21 protein-coding genes and 1 tRNA gene are annotated in these 20,721 nt (G+C 46.0%); 6 read left to right on the forward strand and 16 right to left on the reverse strand.

Annotated elements, in window-relative coordinates:
* Positions 1-16 precede the first annotated feature (16 nt).
* Together LZG75_RS02040 and LZG75_RS02045 are read left to right on the forward strand one after the other, a co-directional pair.
* A tRNA-Thr gene (locus LZG75_RS02040) sits at positions 17-92 on the forward strand.
* A gap of 26 nt (positions 93-118) precedes the next feature.
* A complete protein-coding gene (locus tag LZG75_RS02045) occupies positions 119-2,152 on the forward strand; it encodes a glycosyltransferase family 41 protein (protein ID WP_233934866.1) in 2,034 nt (677 codons plus the stop codon).
* On the opposite strand, the gene LZG75_RS02050 is transcribed toward LZG75_RS02045, so the two are convergent.
* On the reverse strand, positions 2,149-3,453 hold the full coding sequence (locus tag LZG75_RS02050; RefSeq protein ID WP_233923219.1) for an MFS transporter: 1,305 nt from the start codon (positions 3,451-3,453) through the stop codon (positions 2,149-2,151). The genes LZG75_RS02045 and LZG75_RS02050 overlap by 4 nt on opposite strands.
* 182 nt (positions 3,454-3,635) lie before the next feature.
* Between LZG75_RS02050 and LZG75_RS02055 the strand changes: the two genes are divergently transcribed.
* Positions 3,636-4,223 (forward strand): phasin family protein, encoded by a 588-nt coding sequence (locus tag LZG75_RS02055; RefSeq protein ID WP_233923218.1) that lies wholly within the window; start codon positions 3,636-3,638, stop codon positions 4,221-4,223.
* Positions 4,224-4,278: 55 nt separating this feature from the next.
* Here LZG75_RS02055 and LZG75_RS02060 read toward each other — a convergent pair whose 3' ends face one another.
* From LZG75_RS02060 to hemA, 5 genes are all read right to left on the reverse strand, one after another.
* Positions 4,279-5,565: a DNA recombination protein RmuC gene (locus tag LZG75_RS02060; RefSeq protein ID WP_233934867.1), complete on the reverse strand. Its 1,287-nt coding sequence runs from the start codon at positions 5,563-5,565 to the stop codon at positions 4,279-4,281.
* A 29-nt stretch (positions 5,566-5,594) separates the two neighbouring features.
* The gene (gene grxD / locus LZG75_RS02065; RefSeq protein ID WP_233923216.1) at positions 5,595-5,903 is read right to left on the reverse strand and encodes a Grx4 family monothiol glutaredoxin; all 309 of its coding nucleotides are present in this window, start codon (positions 5,901-5,903) and stop codon (positions 5,595-5,597) included.
* 93 nt (positions 5,904-5,996) lie between these two features.
* The gene (gene prmC / locus LZG75_RS02070; RefSeq protein ID WP_233934868.1) at positions 5,997-6,881 is read right to left on the reverse strand and encodes a peptide chain release factor N(5)-glutamine methyltransferase; all 885 of its coding nucleotides are present in this window, start codon (positions 6,879-6,881) and stop codon (positions 5,997-5,999) included.
* Positions 6,882-6,911: 30 nt separating this feature from the next.
* A complete protein-coding gene (gene prfA, locus LZG75_RS02075) occupies positions 6,912-7,991 on the reverse strand; it encodes a peptide chain release factor 1 (protein ID WP_233923214.1) in 1,080 nt (359 codons plus the stop codon).
* Positions 7,992-9,359 (reverse strand): glutamyl-tRNA reductase, encoded by a 1,368-nt coding sequence (hemA, locus tag LZG75_RS02080; RefSeq protein WP_233934869.1) that lies wholly within the window; start codon positions 9,357-9,359, stop codon positions 7,992-7,994.
* On the opposite strand from hemA, the gene LZG75_RS02085 reads away from it, so the two are divergent.
* The gene (locus LZG75_RS02085; protein ID WP_233934870.1) at positions 9,358-9,672 is read left to right on the forward strand and encodes a hypothetical protein; all 315 of its coding nucleotides are present in this window, start codon (positions 9,358-9,360) and stop codon (positions 9,670-9,672) included. The genes hemA and LZG75_RS02085 overlap by 2 nt on opposite strands.
* Here LZG75_RS02085 and LZG75_RS02090 read toward each other — a convergent pair.
* From LZG75_RS02090 to LZG75_RS02105, 4 genes are read right to left on the reverse strand one after another with little or no spacing between them, the layout of a single operon-like run.
* Complete coding sequence (locus tag LZG75_RS02090; RefSeq protein ID WP_233934871.1) at positions 9,662-10,399, reverse strand: uracil-DNA glycosylase; 738 nt, start codon at positions 10,397-10,399, stop codon at positions 9,662-9,664. The two genes, LZG75_RS02085 and LZG75_RS02090, sit on opposite strands and share 11 nt — an antisense overlap.
* The gene (locus LZG75_RS02095) at positions 10,383-12,206 is read right to left on the reverse strand and encodes a M61 family metallopeptidase (RefSeq protein ID WP_233934872.1); all 1,824 of its coding nucleotides are present in this window, start codon (positions 12,204-12,206) and stop codon (positions 10,383-10,385) included. Before LZG75_RS02095 ends, LZG75_RS02090 begins: the two co-directional genes overlap by 17 nt.
* Before the next feature lie 17 nt (positions 12,207-12,223).
* Entirely contained in the window at positions 12,224-13,024 is an 801-nt protein-coding gene (locus LZG75_RS02100) for a DsbC family protein (RefSeq protein ID WP_233923209.1), read from the reverse strand.
* On the reverse strand, positions 13,017-14,264 hold the full coding sequence (locus tag LZG75_RS02105; RefSeq protein ID WP_233934873.1) for an FAD-dependent monooxygenase: 1,248 nt from the start codon (positions 14,262-14,264) through the stop codon (positions 13,017-13,019). The genes LZG75_RS02100 and LZG75_RS02105 overlap by 8 nt, the downstream gene beginning before the upstream one ends.
* 39 nt (positions 14,265-14,303) lie before the next feature.
* Between LZG75_RS02105 and ychF the strand changes: the two genes are divergently transcribed.
* Positions 14,304-15,398, forward strand: a complete 1,095-nt coding sequence (ychF, locus tag LZG75_RS02110) for a redox-regulated ATPase YchF (RefSeq protein WP_233934874.1) — start codon at positions 14,304-14,306, stop codon at positions 15,396-15,398.
* Here ychF and trpC read toward each other — a convergent pair.
* From trpC to rpe, 5 genes are read right to left on the reverse strand one after another with little or no spacing between them, the layout of a single operon-like run.
* Positions 15,395-16,198, reverse strand: coding sequence for an indole-3-glycerol phosphate synthase TrpC (trpC, locus tag LZG75_RS02115; protein ID WP_233923206.1), 804 nt, complete (start codon positions 16,196-16,198; stop codon positions 15,395-15,397). The genes ychF and trpC overlap by 4 nt on opposite strands.
* Positions 16,199-16,216: 18 nt before the next feature.
* On the reverse strand, positions 16,217-17,263 hold the full coding sequence (trpD, locus tag LZG75_RS02120; protein ID WP_233934875.1) for an anthranilate phosphoribosyltransferase: 1,047 nt from the start codon (positions 17,261-17,263) through the stop codon (positions 16,217-16,219).
* A 16-nt stretch (positions 17,264-17,279) separates the two neighbouring features.
* Positions 17,280-17,849: an aminodeoxychorismate/anthranilate synthase component II gene (locus LZG75_RS02125; protein ID WP_233934876.1), complete on the reverse strand. Its 570-nt coding sequence runs from the start codon at positions 17,847-17,849 to the stop codon at positions 17,280-17,282.
* Positions 17,833-19,338: an anthranilate synthase component I gene (gene trpE, locus LZG75_RS02130; protein ID WP_233923203.1), complete on the reverse strand. Its 1,506-nt coding sequence runs from the start codon at positions 19,336-19,338 to the stop codon at positions 17,833-17,835. Before trpE ends, LZG75_RS02125 begins: the two co-directional genes overlap by 17 nt.
* Complete coding sequence (gene rpe / locus LZG75_RS02135) at positions 19,338-20,054, reverse strand: ribulose-phosphate 3-epimerase (RefSeq protein ID WP_233923202.1); 717 nt, start codon at positions 20,052-20,054, stop codon at positions 19,338-19,340. The genes trpE and rpe overlap by 1 nt, the downstream gene beginning before the upstream one ends.
* A gap of 49 nt (positions 20,055-20,103) precedes the next feature.
* Between rpe and apaG the strand changes: the two genes are divergently transcribed.
* A complete protein-coding gene (gene apaG / locus LZG75_RS02140) occupies positions 20,104-20,478 on the forward strand; it encodes a Co2+/Mg2+ efflux protein ApaG (RefSeq protein ID WP_233923201.1) in 375 nt (124 codons plus the stop codon).
* A gap of 8 nt (positions 20,479-20,486) precedes the next feature.
* Here apaG and LZG75_RS02145 read toward each other — a convergent pair whose 3' ends face one another.
* Positions 20,487-20,717 (reverse strand): hypothetical protein, encoded by a 231-nt coding sequence (locus tag LZG75_RS02145; RefSeq protein ID WP_233935759.1) that lies wholly within the window; start codon positions 20,715-20,717, stop codon positions 20,487-20,489.
* Positions 20,718-20,721: the final 4 nt, after the last annotated feature.

Genomic DNA, 20,721 nt, shown 5'->3' on the forward strand with positions numbered 1-20,721 from the left:
TTTAAAATAGCTACATGCCCCATTAGCTCATCTGGTAGAGCAACTGATTTGTAATCAGTAGGTGGTCTGTTCGAGTCGGACATGGGGCACCACTTTTTTCGATTGAAAATTACAGCACATGGCTAGCGATTTTGAGACCATTACCGGCATTGGCATTCAATGCGCACAGGCCGGCAAAAACCAAGAGGCGCTTGACTGGTTTAGCAAGGGCATCGCTTTAAACCCAAAATCAGCTCATGCCCACCTCTATCTAGCAAATGCCTATAGTGCACTGGGAAATTATCCCGCTGCATTGAAAAGTTATAACAAAGCAATTGATTTAGATCCGCACTTTGTCGAGGCTTATAACAATCTCGGCTTACTTTTAATTCAGCAGCAAGATTATCGCAACGCATTAATTTATTTTGCGCAAGCGATTCGGGTTGACGCTCATTTTTCTGAAGCTTATCTCAACCAAGGCTTCGCTTTATTTGCCTTAGCTGAATATGATGCAGCTTTACAAAGCTATGAAAAAGCAGTGCACCTGCAACCAAATAATGCGCTTGCCTATAATAATTTAGGCAATACTTATAAGGCCTTAGAAAAACCGCTAGAGGCTTTGCAGTGTTACGAAAAAGCGCTGCAAATAAATCCTGGTCTTGCCGATCCTTGGTATAACCGCGGCATTTTATTGGGAGATATGGGTCAAGAGCAGGAAGGTGCTCTTAGTTGCGATAAGGCCTTGGCCATTAATCCAAACTTAGCGCGCGCAAAATGGGCGCGAACTTTTCTGCAAATCCCCCAAATTGAGGGTTTTGGAGCAAATCTCAAAATTGCACGCGAACAATTTACAGCTAGTTTGCATGCATTAGATGCTTGGTTTGCCGCACCTGAAAGTCACGCTACAGCCCCGCTTGGAGTTGGGGTCGGCCCTGATGTGGTAGGTAGCTTTCAGCCTTTTTATTTGGCTTATCAGGCGGAAAACAACCGTGAATTAATGAGCACCTATGGTCAGCTATGTCGTCGATTAATGGCTAATTGGGAGCAAAGCCAGGGATACCAAGCCCGGGAGTTTGCGGTTCGTGGACGTATTCGCTTGGGTATTGTGACCCATTACTTATGTGATCATCCCGTTTGGAATGCATTTTTAAGAGGTCTCGCTCATCATTTAAAGCGTAGCGAATTTGAATTAATTTTCTTTTATTTAGGCCAAGTGCACGATCAAGAAACGCAACTAGCACGCTCTTTGGCCACATCATTTATTGAGGGTAAGACGGCAGTAGCTGATTGGGCTGAAACGATCTTGGCCCAACAAGTAGAAGTCTTAATTTATCCCGACGTTGGCATGGATCAAATGACTACAAAGCTGGCCAGCTTACGATTGGCGCCGTTGCAGCTGGTGATGTGGGGGCATCCAGAAACCACCGGTTTGCCCACCATGGATTATTTTATTTCAGCACAGTGTTTTGAAAATGCAGCTTCGCCCAATAACTATTCTGAACAATTATTAGCCTTATCTAATTTAGGCTGTTGCTATGAGCGACTGAGCGTCAACCCAACCGAAGTGAACTTAGCGCACTTTGGCATCAATACAAAATTACCCATTTTGCTTTGTCCCGGCAGTATTTTTAAATATGCTGCGCAATTCGACTGGGTTTTGGTGGAAATTGCCCGTCGCTTAGGGCCCTGCCAGCTTGTATTTTTTGTGGCGAACAGCAAAGCCAATTTAACAGCACGCTTTGAGGCACGATTAACCCAAGCCTTTGCCAAGGAACAGCTAAAGTTAAGCGATTTCGTGGTCTTTGTGCCTTGGTTAGAACGCCCCGATTTTTTTAGTCTCATGCAGCAGGCTGATGTATTTTTAGATACGCTTGGGTTTTCAGGTTTCAATACCGCCATGCAAGCCATTGAGTGTGATTTACCGATCGTCACTCTAGCTGGAGAATTTATGCGTGGACGGCTCGCAGCAGGAATTTTACAGCGCATTAATTTACCTGAATTAATTACCCATTCAGCCGAAGAGTACATAGCGCTTGCTGTCCGTTTAGCGCAAGACTCAGTCTATCGCACTAACATCGTTGCGCAAATACAAGCAAATCGAGATATCTTATTCGATGATGTTTTACCGATACGCGAACTCGAAGCATTTTTAAGTGCGCACTGCCGTAGTTAATGATGCAAGTTAATGCGGCGGGTTTCGGGTAAATAAAAAATAGCAAGTAGCGCAGCGCTAGCTAAAAATACCGTAGGGTACCAAAGCCCAACTAAGGGGCTAGCCCAAGTTTGATTTAGCCAAGTCACAATTAATGGTAATAGACCACCAATCCAGCCAGCAGCAAAATTGTGTGGCAGGGTGGCAGCACTACTACGACGTTGTGCAGGAAAAAGTTCAGCCAATAAGGCCGATTGTGGACCAATGACCAATGCTAATGGCAGAGATAGCGCCACCAAAACCCAGATCAGCGCAACGCTATTTTGTGCTGCATTGCTAGCCAAGTGCCCCAACAGAGCAAAAGCAGGCAGAATGAAAAGTGTACCCAGAATAAGACCGGCAATCACAATTGGTTTTCGACCAAAGCGATCAGAAAGTGCGCCAGCAGTGATGGTCAAGGGGAATAAAGCGCAAGTGGCATAGATACTGAATGAATTAACTAATTGGGGATCTATTTTGAGGGCCGATTTTAAATAGATTGCGGTGTACACCTGCACACAAAAGAACAGTACTGAGCCACCCGCTGAAATACAAAAAAATAAGATGAACATATGCCGCCGGGTAGTTTGATCACGAAAATTATCCCGTAAAGGCGTTTTGCTAATTGCCTGTGCAGTATGAAGCGCAGTAAAAATCGGTGTTTCCTCTAAAGCGACGCGGGTCTTTAAGGCAATGATGAGCAGTAATAAGGAAACCCAAAAGGGCACGCGCCAACCCCATTCTTGAAATGCCTCGGGACTAAGCACAAATTGCAAATAGGCGATTTGCAAGGTTGAGGCCAATATGCCTAGCGGGCCCATTAACTGCAAAAAACTCGTTTGAAAGCCACGCTTTTCGAAGTTAGCATGTTCGGCTAAATACACTGCGCTACCGCCAATTTCTCCACCAGCCGATAAGCCCTGTAACAAGCGCAGAATAATTAATAACACTGGAGCGGCATAGCCAATTTGATTAAAGGTGGGTAAGAAGCCCACCGCTAAAGTTGATCCACCCATCAGTGTCATCGTGATCAAAAATACGGGGCGCCGACCAATGCGATCAGCCAAAGATCCAAAAAAAGCTGCACCAATAGGGCGAAACACCATGCCTACGCCAAACGTCGCTAGGCTCGCTAGCAGACTATTGGACGAAGTGCCATCTGCGCTACTAAATGGGAAGAATAAGGGGCCAAATTGAATTGCTAGCGCAGCAAAGCACAGAAAGTCATACCACTCTAAAAAGGTGCCAAAACAGGCCGCTACGGCAACTTTACGGTATTTCATAGAATTATTTTTTATATCTAAAGTATTGATTTTATTGAACATTTTGCCTATATGAGAATTATTTGTTGCAAAGCAGCAAATAATTCTTGATTTCTATTCGCTGCTCCATTAAAGTACTATGGTGCAGTGCAATATTAATGATATATTTTTTAATCGCTTTTAATTTATAAATGGAAACCCACATGAACCAAGATCAAATTACCGCTAAATTGTCGCAAATTCAAAGCAAAGGCCTCGAGTCTACTTTTTCTTTAAGCGAAGCTGCTCTAGAAAACGCTGAGAAATTAGCTGCCCTGAACTATGCTGCCTCTAAAGAAGTTTTAGTCAATGCTCAAGATAGCTTCCAAGCTGTGCTGAGTGCCAAAGACCCAAAACAAGTAACTGAAATGATGAGTGTTGATGCCTTGCAAGAAGTAAGTGATCAAGCTTCCGATTATCAACGTAAAGTAACTCAGTTATTGCGTGATAGCAATAAAGAGTTTGTGAATGTAGTTGATGCCAGCATTGATGAAATTCAAGCGAGCGCGCAAGATTGGATGAATACCTTGGCCAGCAATGCACCTGCAGGATCAGACGTCTATATTTCTGCCTTCAAAACTTCATTCGGTAGCGTTTTACAAGGTTTTGAGCAGTTCCGTGCTGCAAGCAAAGAAGCCCTGGCTACAGTTGAAAAGAATGCTGACCAAGCAATGGATTCGGTTAAAGGTCAATTGAACCAAGTTAAAAAAGCAAGCACACCAGCTTCACGTGGACGTAAAGCAGCAAAATAATAGTCTAGTTTTAGAATTAAACAAACCCTGTTACTACGGTAACAGGGTTTTTTATTTATTCGTTCGCAAGGTCTGCCGAGTCAGCTGCTTCAATTAACATGGTATCAATTAATTTACTGGGCTTTACGCCTAAGGCACGTACCTTTTCAGCAGCACGAATTAAATTGCCTTTACCCGATTTAAGTTTACTAAAGGCATCGTGGTATGAGCTTTGTGCTTGCTCAAGCCGCTGACCTAATTTTTGTAAATCTTCTACAAAGCCAACAAATTTATCGTAGAGCGCGCCACACTGACGAGAAATTTCAAGCGCATTCCGATTTTGTTGATCTTGTCGCCATAAATGAGCCACCGTTCTTAAAGTCGCCATGAGAGTGCTGGGGCAAACTAAAACAATATTTTTAGACAAGGCCTCATCTTGTAAGTTGGGCGCGGCCTTCATGGCGGCAATAAAGGCGGGCTCAATAGGAATAAACATTAAAACAAAATCAATGGCACCTAAGCCATGCAGAGCACTATAGTTTTTACTAGAAAGTCCCTGCATATGTTGTCGAATCGATTGAATGTGTAAATTTAACTCGGGCTGGCCAATTTCTGGGGTAAGCGCTTCGGCATAACGTGCATAGGCTGTAATTGAAACCTTGCTATCAACCACGATATGACGCCCTTCAGGCAAGCGGATGACAACATCGGGCTGTAAACGGGAGCCATCAGCCTGCGTATGACTGTCTTGCACTAGATATTCTTCACCTTTGCGTAAACCAGAAGATTCTAGAATCGATTCAAGAACCAATTCTCCCCAGTTTCCTTGTGCCTTGGCGTCGCCTTTCAGGGCTTGAGTAAGCGAACGGGTTTCATCAGACATGCGTAAATTTAAATTAGAAAGCCGCTCAATTTCAGTTTTAAGTGCAAAACGTTCTCGCGCTTCGTTCTGATACGAGCTACTGACTTGCTCTTTGAATTCTGTAAGCTTGGTTTGTAGTGGCTTTAGTAAGGCATCTAAGCTGGTTGCATTTTGTTCTACAAAGCGTTTGCTTTTATCTTCCAAAATGTCATTAGCTAAATTTTTAAATTGCGCTGTCAGGGCTTCTTTCGCTTCATTGAGTGACTCGAGCCTTGCCTGTGCTTGACGGCGCTCTGCAGCTAATTCTGCTTCTAGTCGAATCGCATTTTGAATTGCCAGATCACGTTCATTGCGTAGGCTTTCAATCAAACCATTTTCGGTAAGGGTAAGGGTCTGCTGGTTTCTTAAGGTGGATTTAAGATTGAGTGCATAGACCAATAGGGCAGTGCACGAACCGACCAACAGGCCAAATAAAAGTAGGATAGAAAAATCCAGCGCCATGGTGATAGCTTACGCTAGCTGCGCTAGATTTAGGGCTTAATTAATTTTTGTAGTTCGCCACTTTCGTACATTTCTGTCAAAATATCTGAGCCGCCCACAAATTCACCGTTAATGTAGAGCTGGGGAATAGTGGGCCAATTGGCATATTGTTTAATGCCTTGGCGAATACCCTCATCATCAAATACATTCACTGTATGTAAGTGCTCGACACCACAGGCGCGGAGAATATTGACTGCATTGCCGGAAAAGCCACACTGAGGAAACTGCGCAGTGCCTTTCATGAATAACACTACCGGGTGGCTAGTAATAATTTCTTTAATTTGTGCTTGGGCGTCCATTTTGAATCCTTCATAAATTCTGTATTTGATTAATTAATTACCACTGAAGACTTTCCTCGATTTTAAGACTGAATGCAAATTAGGGTTATTCAGCTAATTTAGCTTGCGAGCACTAACTACCCGGGGATGTCCAGCTAGATCGGTATACGATTTCACCTCTTGTAGCCCAGCCCGGTTCATCATCTGCAGGACTGAGCTCAGTTGATCATGGCCATGCTCCACTGCAATGAAGCCCTGCGGCCGCAAAAATAGGGGCGCGCCTGCAATAATTGTGCGCAGACAACTTAGTCCATCTATTCCATCGCTTAGGGCGGCTAAGGGCTCAAAACGTAAATCACCCTGCTGTAAATGCTGGTCTTTTGCATGAATATACGGCGGATTACTCAGAATGAGGTCAAAAGTCCCAGTAAATAGGGGTTGCGGTAAAGCGTGATACCAATCGCCCTCAATCAATTCGATGCGTTGATCAAGATTTAAATGTACCGCATTGAATTTGGCTACGCGAAGGGCCTCGGCGGAAAGATCTGTTGCCACAATGCGGGGCTGACTTATAGCCTCCTGAGGTTCGTCAAAGGCTGCGGCAATGGCTAGGGCAATGGCGCCAGAACCTGTGCCGAGATCGAGTATATGGCGAGCAGCAGCTGGGTTTTGCTGTTTTAGCCGAGCCATTTCCTGCAGGGCAAGATCAACCAATAATTCTGTTTCAGGGCGGGGTATTAATACGGCCGAATTCACCGCTAGTTCAATTTGATGAAAAGGCCGTTTGCCAATAAGATAGGCAATGGGCTCGCCGTTCATGCGTCTGGCTTCTAGGGCTTGCCAGTCAGTGAGGAAAGGGTCAGAAAGGGGCATCTCATCACGGCTAATTAAGGCTGACTTCGGCAGTTGAAAATAGTGCGCGAATAAATGCGCCAATAAAGTGCGGGCCTCGGCAGCCGGCAAATCAGTCTTACTCAATACCGAACGAATGGTGGCCATGAGGTGAATTAAGGGGTTGTTAACGGCGACTTAAGTATCGCCAAGGGCAGCTAAAAGTTCAGCCTGATGTTCGGCCGCTAGCGCATTCATCAGATCACCTAAATCACCATCCATCATGGCTTCAATTTTGTATAAGGTGAGATTAATACGGTGGTCGGTAATGCGTCCTTGTGGAAAGTTATAAGTCCGAATTCGATCGCTACGATCGCCTGAACCAATTAGCGATTTACGGGTTTGCGCTTCCTGTTGATGGTGTTCACGGTGGCGGGCATCCATAATGCGTGCAACCAGTACTTTCATGGCCTGATCTTTATTGCGGTGCTGGCTTCGATCGTCTTGGCACTCCACCACAATGCCAGTCGGAAGATGAGTAATACGCACGGCTGAATCGGTTTTATTAATATGCTGTCCCCCCGCACCAGAGGCACGAAAGGTATCGATGCGTAAGTCAGCCGGATTGATTTTTACCGCCTCAATTTCATCGGCCTCAGGCATGACCGCAACCGTACAAGCGGACGTATGAATCCGTCCTTGAGTTTCTGTTTGTGGCACGCGTTGCACCCGGTGTCCACCCGATTCAAATTTCATGCGCGCATAGACCGATTGACCAATTAAGCGCAAGACTACTTCTTTGTAACCCCCTAAAGCAGATTCAGCAGCACTCACGATTTCCACTTTCCAACCTTGTCGCTCAGCGAAACGGGTATACATCCGTAATAAATCATTGGCAAATAGCGCACTTTCATCGCCGCCAGTTCCAGCACGAATTTCTAGAAAGACATTGCGTTCATCATTTTCATCTTTGGGCAAAAGCAAGGTTTGTAAGCTAGCTTCAAGCTCAAGCATTTGATTGCTAGCTTGTTTTTGCTCTTCATCGGCAAAATTTTTCATTTCAGGGTCGCTCCGCATCTCTTCAGCAGCCGCTAAATTTGCTTCGGCTTGGCGATAAAAGCCAAATTGCTCAACCACAGTAGCAATTTCTGCATGTTCTCGTGTCAACCTGCGATACGAGTCCATATCCTTGGTTGACTCTGATGAAGTTAAGAGAGAGTTAAGCTCAGCCAAACGGGTATCAAGATGCACCAGCTTGGCCCGCATGCTGGGTTTCATTTAATGCTCTGGCTTGGCGGGTTTGGAAGCGCTAATAGGGTCTGAAGAATGATCGGTGCCATGGACACCAGTTTGCGTAATAAATAGCTTGGGTAAGAGTTTAATTAAGGCATCCCGTTCTGCGCCATTAGCATGCTGTAAGGCGTGTAAGGAACCATGTAGAAATTTATTGGTTAAGCCTTGTGCCATGAGATTTAAAACCTCAAGTGGATCATCGCCGCGCATTAAGCGCTTCATCGCTCGCTCTAGCTCAATTTGCCGGAGATGCTCGCCGCGCTGCTGAATATCTTGGATTAAAGGCACGGCATCACGGCCTTGTAGCCAATGCATAAAATTACCCACTCGATCAGTAATGATCGCTTCAGCTTGATCAACCGCCGCCAAGCGGAGCGAGGCGCCCGTTTGAATCATTGCACCAAGGTCATCAACGGTATATAAATAGATATCGTTTAAGCGCGTAATTTCTGGTTCAAAATCACGTGGCACTGCCAAATCAATCATCACCATTGGCTTCCGTCGACGGAGTTTGAGCGCACTTTCGACCATTCCCAAACCAATAATCGGCAGGGTGCTAGCGGTGCTGGAAACAATAATGTCAAATTCATGCAGCCGACTCGGTAACTCAGAGAGACGTAAGGTTTCTGCTGGAATGCCCTGAGCAGAAATCGCATCGGCTAACTCTTGACCACGCTCAAGAGTGCGATTAGCAACGGCAGCAAGAGCCGGTTGACGAGCCACAAAATGGGTGGCGCAAAGTGAAATCATTTCCCCTGCGCCAATAAATAAAATTTTCTGCTCAGCTAGTTTTTCAAAAATACGTTCGGCCAAACGAACTGAGGCTGCAGCCATTGAAATGGAATGTGCACCAATTTCGGTTGAGCCGCGCACTTCTTTGGCAACTGCAAAGGTTTTTTGAAACAGTTGATTAAGATAGGTGCCTAGGGTGCCAGCTTCATTAGCTGTGCGTACAGCGTCTTTCATTTGCCCCAAAATTTGGGTTTCCCCAATCACCATTGAATCCAGCCCGCACGCTACCCGAAAAGCATGCCTTACAGCATCTGATTGTGGCAATGAATAGAGGTGGGGTTCTAAAGTACTGGGCGCCAATTTTTGGCTTTTAGCCAGCCAATCGAATGTAGCCGCGTGCAATAAAACTTCAGACTTAGCATCATTCGCAGCGCAGTACAACTCGGTACGGTTACAAGTCGATAAAATGGTTGCTTCGGGCAGGTGAGTGCTATTTACGCTGCTAAGGTGCGAGCGTAAATCATGCAGCGCATCTTGGAGAGATTCAGGATCAAAAGCCACCTTTTCCCGAACTGCCACTGGCGCTGTGTGATGATTGATGCCTAGTGTCAGCAGCTTCATGCTGGTGATTATAGATATGATGGCGTTGTTAATGGGGATAGTGATGGGGTTTTTAGCTTTTCTGTTGCTTGGGGGTGCTGTAGGCTGGTCAGCCTGGTACTTTTATCCTGCACGAAAAACGCCCTCGAATAGGGGGGGAGGGCGCATAAAAGGCATTATTGGCGCGATCGGCGCAGGTTTTATTGGGGCCTGGGGAGGTTCATTTTTGGCCTTAATGGGAGCCCTTGTAAAGCCAGGTCAAATGCTCGAATGGTTCATTGCCATTTTGGCCGCTTGGATGGTGGCGGCAATTTACACCAGTTTTACCCGCTAGCCCAGCTAATTTCGGCTTTCCCTAATTTCTGCAGCCATTGGTTACTTTGTATAAAGTGCCGGCAACTACCGGTATTACCGGCTTCTAAAAAAGGTTTTTTAGTTTTATAAACCCCCAAGCCTGAGGGGTGAGAGGCTTGCAAAATCAAGGGCTGTATGCCCGTTTCAGAGCGCTCAATGAGCGGTAATTTAGCTTGCGCATGCCCTCCCCACAAAAGCCAGACTAAGTTGGGGCGTTGCCTTGCTAGCTGGAGAATAAGGTGATCAATCAGGCTGCCCCAACCCAAATGGGTATGGCTAGTTGGTTTACCCAGACGCACACTTAAAGCCGTATTGAGAAGCAGCACACCTTGTTTAGCCCAATGACTAAGGTCACCATGTTTGAGTAAACCAAGCCCTTCAAGAGCCAGCGCTTTACTAATATTACGTAAGGAGCTGGGAAACTGTTTGGAATGAATGGCAATATCTGCAGGAATTGAGAAGGCTAGTCCTTGGGCTAAGCCAGGGGAGTGATAAGGGTCTTGACCGAGAATGACCACTTTTACTTGATCTACCGCAGTCAGTTCAAGCGCTTTAAAAAAAAATTCAGGCGGCGGACAAATGGCTTGGGGATACAACCTAATTTCGGCTTGCAGGCGAGACTGTAACTCATGCCAAGCCGCTGACTGCAAATAATCCCGCAATAATTCACGCCACGACAAAGGTATCGCGTCAGTTAAATTTCTCATTGCTCGGCAGCAATTGGTATTGAGCGATAGGCTCGAGTATTTTTAATTGCAGCCGAGTCTCGTGTTCCAGGTCTTGACGGAAGTAGCGGATCCGAATGCGTTCACCAAGTTTGAGTTGATTCAGTACGCTATTCCAGCGCGCAACAGTGACACGCTGCTCATTAATGCTAATGAGTAAATCGTGTGGAGCTAGTCCTGCTATTTGGGCAAAGCCAGAATCAAATACATGGGTAATTTTGAGCCAGCCTTGTGCCTCAATAAAACGAAAGCCAAAATCGAGCTTAAGTTGCTCAATATGAGCAAGGGTTTTGAGTTTGACACGAATAATTTGGGGGTCAAACCATTCTTCTAAAGGAATATCTTCGGTACCGTTGATATAGCGCGCTTTAAAATCTTTCCAAGGTTTAGCAAATTCTGGCCCCAAGAGCACTAACATAATTGCATCTAGTCCTTCTTCAGGAAGGCCTTTTTGAGTGCGGCCATGCCATTTCCAAAGTAGGCGCATGGCATCATCTAATGATTTACGTTGCTGCGAAAAGTGGCGGATAAGCAAATCAAGACCCAAGGCGAGCATTGCGCCTTTAGCGTAATAACTGACTACGGCATTAGAGGTATTTTCATCGCTTTGATAAAATTTTGTCCAAGCGTCAAAAGAGCTGTCGGCTAGACTTTGCTTGTGCCGTCCTGAGCCGCGTAACACACTATTCCAGTTATTTGCCACACACTCTAAATAGGTTTTAAGCGTCATGCGCTTACTGCGCAATAAGAGTAAGTCATCGTAATAACTCGTAAAGCCTTCGAAGAGCCAGAGCAAGCGCGTATGCGTGCGCTGATCGAGCCGATACGGTTGAAATACTTTTGCTTGGATACGCTTAACCAGCCAAGCATGAAAATACTCATGACTACATAAGCCCAAAAATTCGCGGTAGGCAGATTCATCAAGCACAGCATTAATTTGGGGAATTTGCTCACGTCGACATAACAAGGCCGAGCTATTGCGATGTTCAAGCCCACCGTAGCCAGCAAGTACTGCGTTCACCAAAAACGTGTAATTGGTGAACGGGGGCTTTTGGGTTTTAGGCTCAAAGAAATGAATTGCAGTAGTGCAGATAGCTTGTAGGTCATTGCCAAGGCGCTTGGCATCAATTGCTAGTCGGCAGCCCTGAATGGCCATAGTGTGCCTTACACCACCTGAGCGCCAGTGGACTAGCTGAAATTGGCCTAAGGCAACGGGATGATCTAATAAATCATCATAGTTTCGAGCCAAATAAAAACCAAATCCCTGTGTATCTACTTTGGCGCTCGTTAAAGTGGTTTGTACCTGCCACTCATTTGCTTGCTTGAGATTGTGTTGCGGAGGCACTAGGATGAGCGAACAAGGTAAATCAGTTTGACCGTTTACTGCCAAGCAGAGACTGCTTGCATTAAAAAACCCCCGCTCCTGATCTAAGTAAGCAGTACGTACTGAGGGATCAAAGGCGTAAATGGTGGCATTCACTTCTACTGCTCCATCTACTGGGGGTAATTGCCAACGATCATTATCAAGTCGAGTTAATTTCAGTGGCTTAAGCTTAGATCCAATGCGAGCAAAAGCGGTTAGCGTTTCGATTTGTTTACTAAAATCGCGGATTAAATAGCTACCTGGAATCCAGGTGGGCATTTGCAAAATTTGCCCATCGGCATGGGGTTTGAGAATACATAAATTGACTTGAAAGCGATGCCCGACTAAATCAGCAGGCCAAATGGTGTATTGAATTACAAAGGGTTCATCGGCATTTAAAGTCGGGGATAGAGTTGAGGTCGACATGGTTGCGCAGAGTTGACTTATTTTAAGGAGGCTAATTTTTTCTCTATATCACTTACTTGGGCTGCACCAGGAATACGACTACCGTCGGTAAAAAATAGTGTCGGTGTGCCGGTAACCGAATAGGTTTTTGCCAATGCTTGGTTTTTTTCAATTGGCGTCGCACAATCTGCTTTACCCGTTGGTGCAATACCGTTAATCATCCAGTCGTGCCAAGTTTTCAAGGGATCGGTCGAGCACCAAATTTGTTTTGATTTTTGGGCCGAGTCAGGTGAGAGAATGGGTACTAGGTAGGTATAGATGGTGATGTTATCAAGGGGTTGCAGGGCTTTCTCAAGACGCTTACAGTAGCCACAATTAGGGTCGGCAAAAATCGCTAATTGCCTACTGCCATTGCCCCGCACATCCTTTAAGGCATTGCTCGGTAAAAGATCGGCCCAGCGAATGCGGTTTAAATCGGACTGCCGTATTTCAGTTAAATTTTTACCGCTGACTAAGTCAATCAAATTACCCTGAATCAAGTATTTTGCGTTGGCATCGGTATAGACAATTTCATTACCCACCTGAACTTCATAGATACCGCTTACTGGGCTCGGGATCACCCCTTTCACATTGGCAGAGGTGCCCAATTTTTTTTGTAATTCAGTTTTAATTGTGCGTTCGACGTTACCTGGAGTGATAACGACACTTGGAGTTGCACTAACTACTGGCGCAGGCGCCTTAACGGGAGTACTTTGCGCGTTTACTTGGGAAATTGATAGCAAGAGCAATAGAGGATAAAAAAAAGTAGCTAGAAATTGTGAAGTAATAATTCTATTCAAAATGATTTTCTCCTAATGCCTGATGAATTAAACGGCGTTTCAATAAATGGCTCTGATTAACTAAACCAAGGCCCCAATTCCGTAAGCCCTGCTCGAAAGTGCTTTGCGCAGCAAATAATTTTTTTAGGCGATCAGTAACCCAAAGTAGGGCACTAGTATCGCCCTGACGCTCGCGTTCATAGCGACGCAACAACATGCGGTCATTTATTTGGCGAAAAGACTCCCTTTTTTCTAGTACCCGTAAGACGGTTGCCACATCGCGTAAGCCTAGGTTAAGTCCCTGCCCTGCTAAGGGGTGCATCACATGGGCGGCATCGCCGACTAAAATAACTTGGGGATTATGCGCAGGTCCAATGAGTTGCTTGGCCCGAATTTTACTTAAAGGGAAGGCTGCCGGTGCAGAATTGAGACGCAGGTTTCCTAGGGTGGCATGCACCGCGCCCTGAGCTAATTCAGCAAAGCGCACCTGCCATTCACCCTCATTGAACTTTAACAAGGTATTGGCATTTTCAGGCGAGGTAGACCATACCATGGACACTTGCTGATCAGGTAGCGGCAACATGGCCAGAATGTCGCCATCGCTTAGAAACCATTGATAGGCGGTTTCTAGATGAGGCAATTCGCAGAACCAATTTGCCACTACAGCGCTTTGTTGGTAATTATTCTGCTCGACAGTAATGCCAGCAAATTCGCGGATGTTCGAGCGGGCACCGTCTGCGCCAATTACCAGTTTGGCCCGAATTTCCACTTGATTATCGAGGGTCAATTTAGCTTCGGTCTCTGTAAATGCAAGTTCGGTGACGGTAGCATCGAGCCGTTCAAGTTTGTTTTGAAAACGGCTAGCCTGGTCTAAGGTTTGCTCAATTAAGTTTGCCTCACCGATCCAAGCGAGTTGCGCTGTACCAGCTTCAAAGGCTGAAAAATGCAATTGATCTTGGGGGCCATTGCGATCACCAAAGATACGCATATCCCGCACGACTTGAAAACGGCTTAAATCAAGCGCGTCCCATACTTGGATTTTTTTCAGGAGGGCTTGGGAGCTGGAAGAAAAGGCATAAATTCGTTGACTCCATTGGCCTGCTGCTGGGGTGGTGCTGAGTTGAGAGAGAGTGGGTGCAATGTGCACAGTAGAGAGCCCCAGCTGGGCCAATCCAAGGGCGCTTACTTTACCGATCAGCCCAGCACCAACCACTGCAATATCAAATTGACGTGGTTTAAAAGAGGGCGGTAATGAGCTCATGTACTGATGATAGCGAAAAAGCCCCTTTACAATAGCCCTATGTCTTTAAAATGTGGCATCGTCGGCCTGCCTAATGTCGGCAAATCAACCTTATTTAATGCCCTTACCAAAGCTGGTATTGCGGCAGAGAATTATCCTTTTTGCACTATCGAGCCCAATGTGGGCATTGTGGAGGTGCCCGATACCCGCTTACAAGGCTTGGCAGCAATAGTTGTACCAGAACGCATTCTGCCGGCAGTGGTGGAATTTGTGGATATTGCCGGTCTCGTTGCTGGGGCCTCAAAAGGCGAGGGCTTGGGCAATCAATTTCTAGCAAATATTCGCGAAACCGATGCCATTACCCATGTCGTGCGTTGTTTTGACGATGCCAATGTGGTTCACGTGGCGGGCAAGATCGATCCGATTTCCGATATCGAGGTGATCGATACCGAATTAGCCTTGTCCGACTTGGCAACGGTAGAAAAAGTCCTTAATCGCTCAAGTAAAGCTGCAAAATCTGGCAATGATAAAGAGGCGGCTGCTTTAGTGGCAGTTTTGACTAAAGTGCAGGCGCAACTCGATTTGGCTAAACCAGTGCGTAGCTTGGCATTCAGCGAAGATGAAAAGGCCCTTTTAAAACCCCTATGTTTAATCACCGCTAAGCCAACGATGTATGTTGCTAACGTGAAGGAAAATGGCTTTGAAAATAATCCTTATTTAGATGCCGTTAAAAATCATGCCGCTAAAGAGGGCGCGCCAGTAGTGGCAGTTTGCGCAGCAATCGAGGCTGAAATTGCCGATTTAGATGAAGCAGATAAAACTGAATTTTTGACTGATTTAGGGATGACTGAGCCAGGTTTAGATCGAGTTATTCGTGCCGCCTATTCTTTACTGGGTTTGCAAACCTACTTCACTGCAGGCGTGAAAGAGGTGCGCGCTTGGACAATTGCTGTGGGTGCCACAGCCCCACAAGCGGCAGGTGTCATTCATACGGATTTTGAGCGCGGCTTTATTCGTGCCCAAACAATTTCATTTACCGATTTTATTCAATACAAAGGCGAAGCTGGTGCAAAAGAGGCCGGTAAAATGCGCGCAGAAGGTAAGGAGTATGTCGTCAAAGATGGTGATGTATTGAATTTTTTGTTTAACGTTTAAGCAAAGATTTGGCTTAGCGCAAGCCCAGGCTCGGGCGCTCGCATAAAAGCCTCGCCAACCAGAAACGCGTTCACTCGATTGGCTCTCATCAGCTCTACATCACAGCGCTGTAAAATTCCCGACTCGGTCACAATGCGCTTGTCGCTAGGAATTTGAGGTAGTAAATCGAGTGTAGTTTGCAAAGACACATTAAATGTTTTTAAGTTGCGATTATTAATTCCTAGCAAGGGCGTTTTTAGTTGTAAAGCTAAATCGAGCTCTTCTCTGTTATGTACTTCAACTAAGACATCGAGGCCCAAAGCGAGGGCGCAAGCTTCTAAATCTTGCATTTGCTTGAGATCAAGCGCAGCCACAATTAGTAAAATAGCATCCGCACCCATTGCTCTTGCTTCATAGACTTGATAAACGTCAATGGTGAAATCTTTACGTAAGACTGGCAGCTTACAGGCAGCTCGTGCCGCCTCAAGATAAGCAGAACAACCCTGAAAATAATTCACATCAGTTAATACTGATAAACAAGCGGCGCCATGTTCTGCATACGATTTGGCAATAGCACTAGGGTCAAAATTTTCGCGCAGTACACCTTTACTTGGACTAGCTTTTTTTATTTCAGCAATGACAGCAGAACCTTCAGTCAAAATTGAGCGTTCAATTGCTTGAGCAAATCCGCGGGGTTGAAAGTCGGAATTACTTTGCTGGCGTTCGACTTGAGAGCGCAATTGGGCAAACGCAACAAGCGCTTGCGCAGCAAGGACTTCTTGGCGTTTGGTGGCCACAATCGTAGTGAGAATATCGCTCATAATAAATTGAACTAAAACTTAATTCGTGTTTTGAGTGGCAGCCACAAAAGCAGCCAGCTTACTTTGTGCTGCCCCAGTAGCAATCATTTCTTTCGCCAAGATAAAACCGCTGGCGATATCGGGGACACAGTCTGCTGCATAAAGTGTAGCGCCAGCATTAAGACAAACAATTTCGCGCGCAGCATCAAAAGCAGCGCTAGCAGCGGGGTTTAAAACACCCAAAATGATCGCTTTCGATTCTGCTGCGTTGGCAACTTGAAAGGCGTTTGTAGGGCTTAGTTTTATACCAAAATCGAGCGGATTAATTTCGTACTCGTGTACATGACCATCTTTTAATTCGCCAATTAGGGTTGGCTCTTGTAATGAAATTTCATCTAAGCCGTCGCGACCATAAACCACTAATGCATGTTTCATGCCAAGGTTTTGTAAGACCCGAGTTTGAATGCCAACTAATTCGGGACGAAAGACGCCCATCAGCATATGTTTTGCATTGGCAGGATTAGTGAGCGGACCTAAAATATTAAAAATCGTGCGCACACCCAGTTCTTTTCTCACCGGACCCACATTTTTCATGGCCGGATGGTGATTGGGGGCAAACATAAAGCCAGCGCCTATTTTTTCAATACATTGCGCAACTTGCGTCGGCGAGAGTTGTAAATTAACCCCAAGGGCTTCGAGAACATCAGCGCTTCCTGACTTACTACTGACACTACGGTTACCATGTTTAGCAATTTTTGCCCCAGCGGCAGCAGCTACAAACATAGCGGCTGTAGAAATATTAAAAGTTTGTGCGCCATCGCCGCCGGTGCCCACTACATCCACTAAATGATCTGCATGGGCAACCGTCACTGGCGTAACAAATTCGCGCATGACTTGGGCAGCTGCAGTAATTTCTCCCACCGTTTCTTGTTTGGCGCGTAAGGCAATTAAGAAGCCTGCGGTAAGCACTGGTGAAAGCGCGCCACCCATAATTAAGCGCATCATTGCCAGCATTTCGTCATGACTCAGCTCGCGCTGGTCAAGGCAGCGCTGGATGGCCTGTGGTGGGGTGATTGAAGAATTCATCAGGGCTAATAATAAGTTAAGCGCTAAGCCGCAAAAAGTTTTTTAATAAGGCATGGCCTTGCTCCGACAAAATGGCTTCCGGATGAAATTGCACGCCCTCAATTAAATAATCACGATGCCTTACTCCCATAATTTCGCCATCGGCTGAAGTGGCGGTAATTTCTAAGCAAGCAGGTAGGCTACTGCGTTCAATCGCTAGCGAGTGATAGCGCGTCACAGTAAATGGATTCGGTAAATCGCTAAAGACGCCAACACCCGTATGTTGAATTAGGTCGGTTTTGCCATGCATCACTTTTTGTGCGCGAATCACCTTGCCCCCAAATGCTTCACCAATGGCTTGATGACCAAGACAGACACCTAGAATTGGAATTTTGCCTGCATAGGCTTGAATGGTCGCGACTGAAATACCTGCTTCAGTAGGACTACAAGGCCCAGGAGAAATACAAATCTGCTTTGCGCCAGTTTGCGCGATATCAGCCACACTAATTTCATCGTTACGCACAACCCTCACCTCTTCACCCAATTCAGCAAAGTATTGCACTAGGTTATAGGTAAATGAATCGTAATTATCAATCATCAAGAGCATTGAGACCCCCTTGCACTAAATCAGCAGCCATTAATACAGCTCGCGCTTTGGCTTCGGTTTCGCGCCATTCAGAGTTTGGATCTGAATCGGCCACAACTCCAGCTCCCGCCTGAGAATGCAAAACGCCATTACGAATAATGCCGGTACGAATGGCAATCGCCACATCCATATCCCCTGTAAACGACAGATAACCAACCGCGCCACCATATACACCACGCTTTACTATTTCCATTTCATCAATAATTTCCATTGCCCGAATTTTAGGGGCGCCCGACAAAGTGCCAGCAGGAAAAGTGGCGCGGAGAACATCCATATTGCTCATCCCTTCTTTTAATGCGCCTTCGACTGAGCTAACAATATGCTGTACATGGGAATATTTTTCAATCACCATGGATTCAGTAACTTTAACAGTGCCGGTTTGCGCAATGCGTCCAACATCATTACGCGCTAAATCGATGAGCATGACATGTTCAGCAATTTCTTTGGGATCAGCTAAAAGCTCACGCGCCAATCGCTCATCTTCTGCGGGCGTCGCCCCGCGTGGTCGGGTTCCAGCTAAAGGACGAATGGTCACTATTTTTTGGGTGTCTCGAGGTTCTTGGCGAACCAGAATTTCGGGAGATGAGCCGACTACTTGAAAGTCGCCGAAATCATAAAAATACATATAAGGAGAAGGATTCAATGAACGCAGTGCACGGTACAACTCAAGCGGCGAATTAGTAAACGGCTTACTAATACGTTGGCCAATTACCACTTGCATGCAGTCACCCGCTAATATGTACTCTTTCGTTTTACTAATTGCCGCCTCAAAATCAGCTTGTTTGAATTTGCGTAGTAATTCAGTTTTCTGGCTTGGTGCTGAGGGCTGCAGCGTAATGGGTTTATCGAGAAGCGCGCGTAGTTCATGTAAGCGATTTTGCGCTCGATCCAGAGCATCAGTTTCGGCGGGATCAGCATAAACAATGAGATAGATTCGCCCGAGTACATTATCGATAACGGCTAATTCTTCAGTAAGTAATAATTGAATATCCGGTAAGCCCAATTCATCTGGTAAGTGGTGTTGCGCTAAGCGGGGCTCAATGTAGCGAACCGTATCGTAAGAAAAATAACCCGCTAAGCCTCCACAAAATCGCGGTAAACCGGGCTTCAAGGCAACCTTAAAGCGCTTGAAATAGGTATCGATAAAATCTAAGGGGTTATCGTAATTAGTTTCAACCACGACGTCATTGGTGATAATTTGTGTCACCGGGTTTTGCGGAGTCCCACCTGTTTTAAGTAAGGTTTTAGCGGGCATACCGATAAAAGAAAAGCGCCCAAACCGTTCGCCACCAATGACGGACTCTAAGAGATAGGAATTTTTTTGGCCACCAGCTTGTGTTAGTTTGAGATACAGGGATACGGGCGTCTCTAAATCGGCTAACACCTCGTGAATCACTGGAATACGATTAAACCCCGCTTGCGCCAAGGCTAAAAATTCTGCTTTTTGCATTACGTCTGACCTAGCGCTTGTGCACATTCGTGCCGCATTGCCGCAATAATCTCGCTGTAGTTTGCGTTACCAAAAATAGCTGAACCAGCGACAAAGGTATTGGCACCGGCTGCCGCAATTGCCCCAATGTTATCGACTTTGATACCACCATCTACTTCAAGCCGAATATCTTTAGCAGTTTCTGCGAAATGGCGGTTCAGCAACTGCCGCACGCGACTAATTTTTTCTAGTGTACTGGGAATAAATGCCTGACCACCAAAACCCGGATTAACCGACATGAGTAACACCAAGTCAATTTGCCCTAGGTGTGGCAAGAGCCCTTCAATTGGAGTTGCTGGATTTAGTACTAAGCCAGCTTGACAGCCATTAGCCTGAATCAATTGCAAGGTTTTTGCCACATCTTTACTGGCTTCTGGATGAAAGCTAATGAGATCAGCGCCCGCGTTAGCAAAGTCGGGAATAATGCGATCCACCGGCTCAATCATGAGGTGCACATCAATCATGGCAGGCCGCCCATCTTTGTGGACATGGGAACGAATAGCCTCACAAACTAAGGGGCCAATAGTGAGATTGGGCACAAAGTGATTGTCCATTACATCAAAGTGAATCCAGTCAGCCCCAGCCTTTAAAACCGCCTGAATCTCGGCGCCAAGGCAGGCAAAATCGGCCGATAAAATGGATGGGGCAATGATGAGAGGGGTATTTTGACTAGCCATCCCTAGATTCTAGCTTGCAGTTGGCTCAAGGATAGAGCAGAATTCGTGCATGAAGACTCATGAAATCAGTATTACGGTACGAACCCAGTATTTGCCAGAACAGTCTGACCCAGATAATCGGCAATTTGCCTTTGCCTATACCATTACGATTCGTAATAGCGGCCAAACCAGTGTGCAACTGATTGCCCGCCATTGGTTTATTACCGACGGTGATAGCGATGTTCAGGAAGTACGGGGCTTGGGTGTGGTGGGCCAGCAACCCCTGTTACGGGCTGGCGAACAGTTTGAGTACACCAGTTGGGCTACTTTGCCGACCCCCGCAGGCACCATGCGGGGCGAGTATTTCTGCGTTACCGAGGAAGCCCAGTTTTTTCAGGCGCCTATTCCTGAATTTGCGCTAGTGATGCCCAGAACTTTGCATTAAGTTGGGGCCTAGTCTTTGCGCCCCGAGCCGGTCCAAAAAACAATGAATAACAAAAGGCCTAGGGCAAGCAATGCCTCGAGCACAAATAGCAAAGAAGGGTATGCATCAAATAAATTAGCTAGCATGGTAGTTTCCCGTTTCCTGAGTATCTTAGCTTGTACCAGCATCTTATTACTAACGTCTTGTGCAATGCCGCCCACGCGAACTGCAATTAGCCAGGCACCCGCTAATAGCAGCACAAGT

This window comes from Polynucleobacter sp. IMCC30063, assembly GCF_021395235.1.
Lineage (GTDB): Bacteria > Pseudomonadota > Gammaproteobacteria > Burkholderiales > Burkholderiaceae > Polynucleobacter.

Coding starts and splice junctions, on each gene's coding strand:
- LZG75_RS02045 (WP_233934866.1), top strand. CDS start 119: ATGGCTAGCGATTTTGAGACCATTACCGGCATTGGCATTCAATGCGCA.
- LZG75_RS02050 (WP_233923219.1), bottom strand. CDS start 3,453: ATGAAATACCGTAAAGTTGCCGTAGCGGCCTGTTTTGGCACCTTTTTA.
- LZG75_RS02055 (WP_233923218.1), top strand. CDS start 3,636: ATGAACCAAGATCAAATTACCGCTAAATTGTCGCAAATTCAAAGCAAA.
- LZG75_RS02060 (WP_233934867.1), bottom strand. CDS start 5,565: ATGGCGCTGGATTTTTCTATCCTACTTTTATTTGGCCTGTTGGTCGGT.
- grxD (WP_233923216.1), bottom strand. CDS start 5,903: ATGGACGCCCAAGCACAAATTAAAGAAATTATTACTAGCCACCCGGTA.
- prmC (WP_233934868.1), bottom strand. CDS start 6,881: ATGGCCACCATTCGTTCGGTATTGAGTAAGACTGATTTGCCGGCTGCC.
- prfA (WP_233923214.1), bottom strand. CDS start 7,991: ATGAAACCCAGCATGCGGGCCAAGCTGGTGCATCTTGATACCCGTTTG.
- LZG75_RS02085 (WP_233934870.1), top strand. CDS start 9,358: ATGCTGGTGATTATAGATATGATGGCGTTGTTAATGGGGATAGTGATG.
- hemA (WP_233934869.1), bottom strand. CDS start 9,359: ATGAAGCTGCTGACACTAGGCATCAATCATCACACAGCGCCAGTGGCA.
- LZG75_RS02090 (WP_233934871.1), bottom strand. CDS start 10,399: ATGAGAAATTTAACTGACGCGATACCTTTGTCGTGGCGTGAATTATTG.
- LZG75_RS02095 (WP_233934872.1), bottom strand. CDS start 12,206: ATGTCGACCTCAACTCTATCCCCGACTTTAAATGCCGATGAACCCTTT.
- LZG75_RS02105 (WP_233934873.1), bottom strand. CDS start 14,264: ATGAGCTCATTACCGCCCTCTTTTAAACCACGTCAATTTGATATTGCA.
- ychF (WP_233934874.1), top strand. CDS start 14,304: ATGTCTTTAAAATGTGGCATCGTCGGCCTGCCTAATGTCGGCAAATCA.
- trpC (WP_233923206.1), bottom strand. CDS start 16,198: ATGAGCGATATTCTCACTACGATTGTGGCCACCAAACGCCAAGAAGTC.
- trpD (WP_233934875.1), bottom strand. CDS start 17,263: ATGAATTCTTCAATCACCCCACCACAGGCCATCCAGCGCTGCCTTGAC.
- LZG75_RS02125 (WP_233934876.1), bottom strand. CDS start 17,849: ATGCTCTTGATGATTGATAATTACGATTCATTTACCTATAACCTAGTG.
- trpE (WP_233923203.1), bottom strand. CDS start 19,338: ATGCAAAAAGCAGAATTTTTAGCCTTGGCGCAAGCGGGGTTTAATCGT.
- rpe (WP_233923202.1), bottom strand. CDS start 20,054: ATGGCTAGTCAAAATACCCCTCTCATCATTGCCCCATCCATTTTATCG.
- apaG (WP_233923201.1), top strand. CDS start 20,104: ATGAAGACTCATGAAATCAGTATTACGGTACGAACCCAGTATTTGCCA.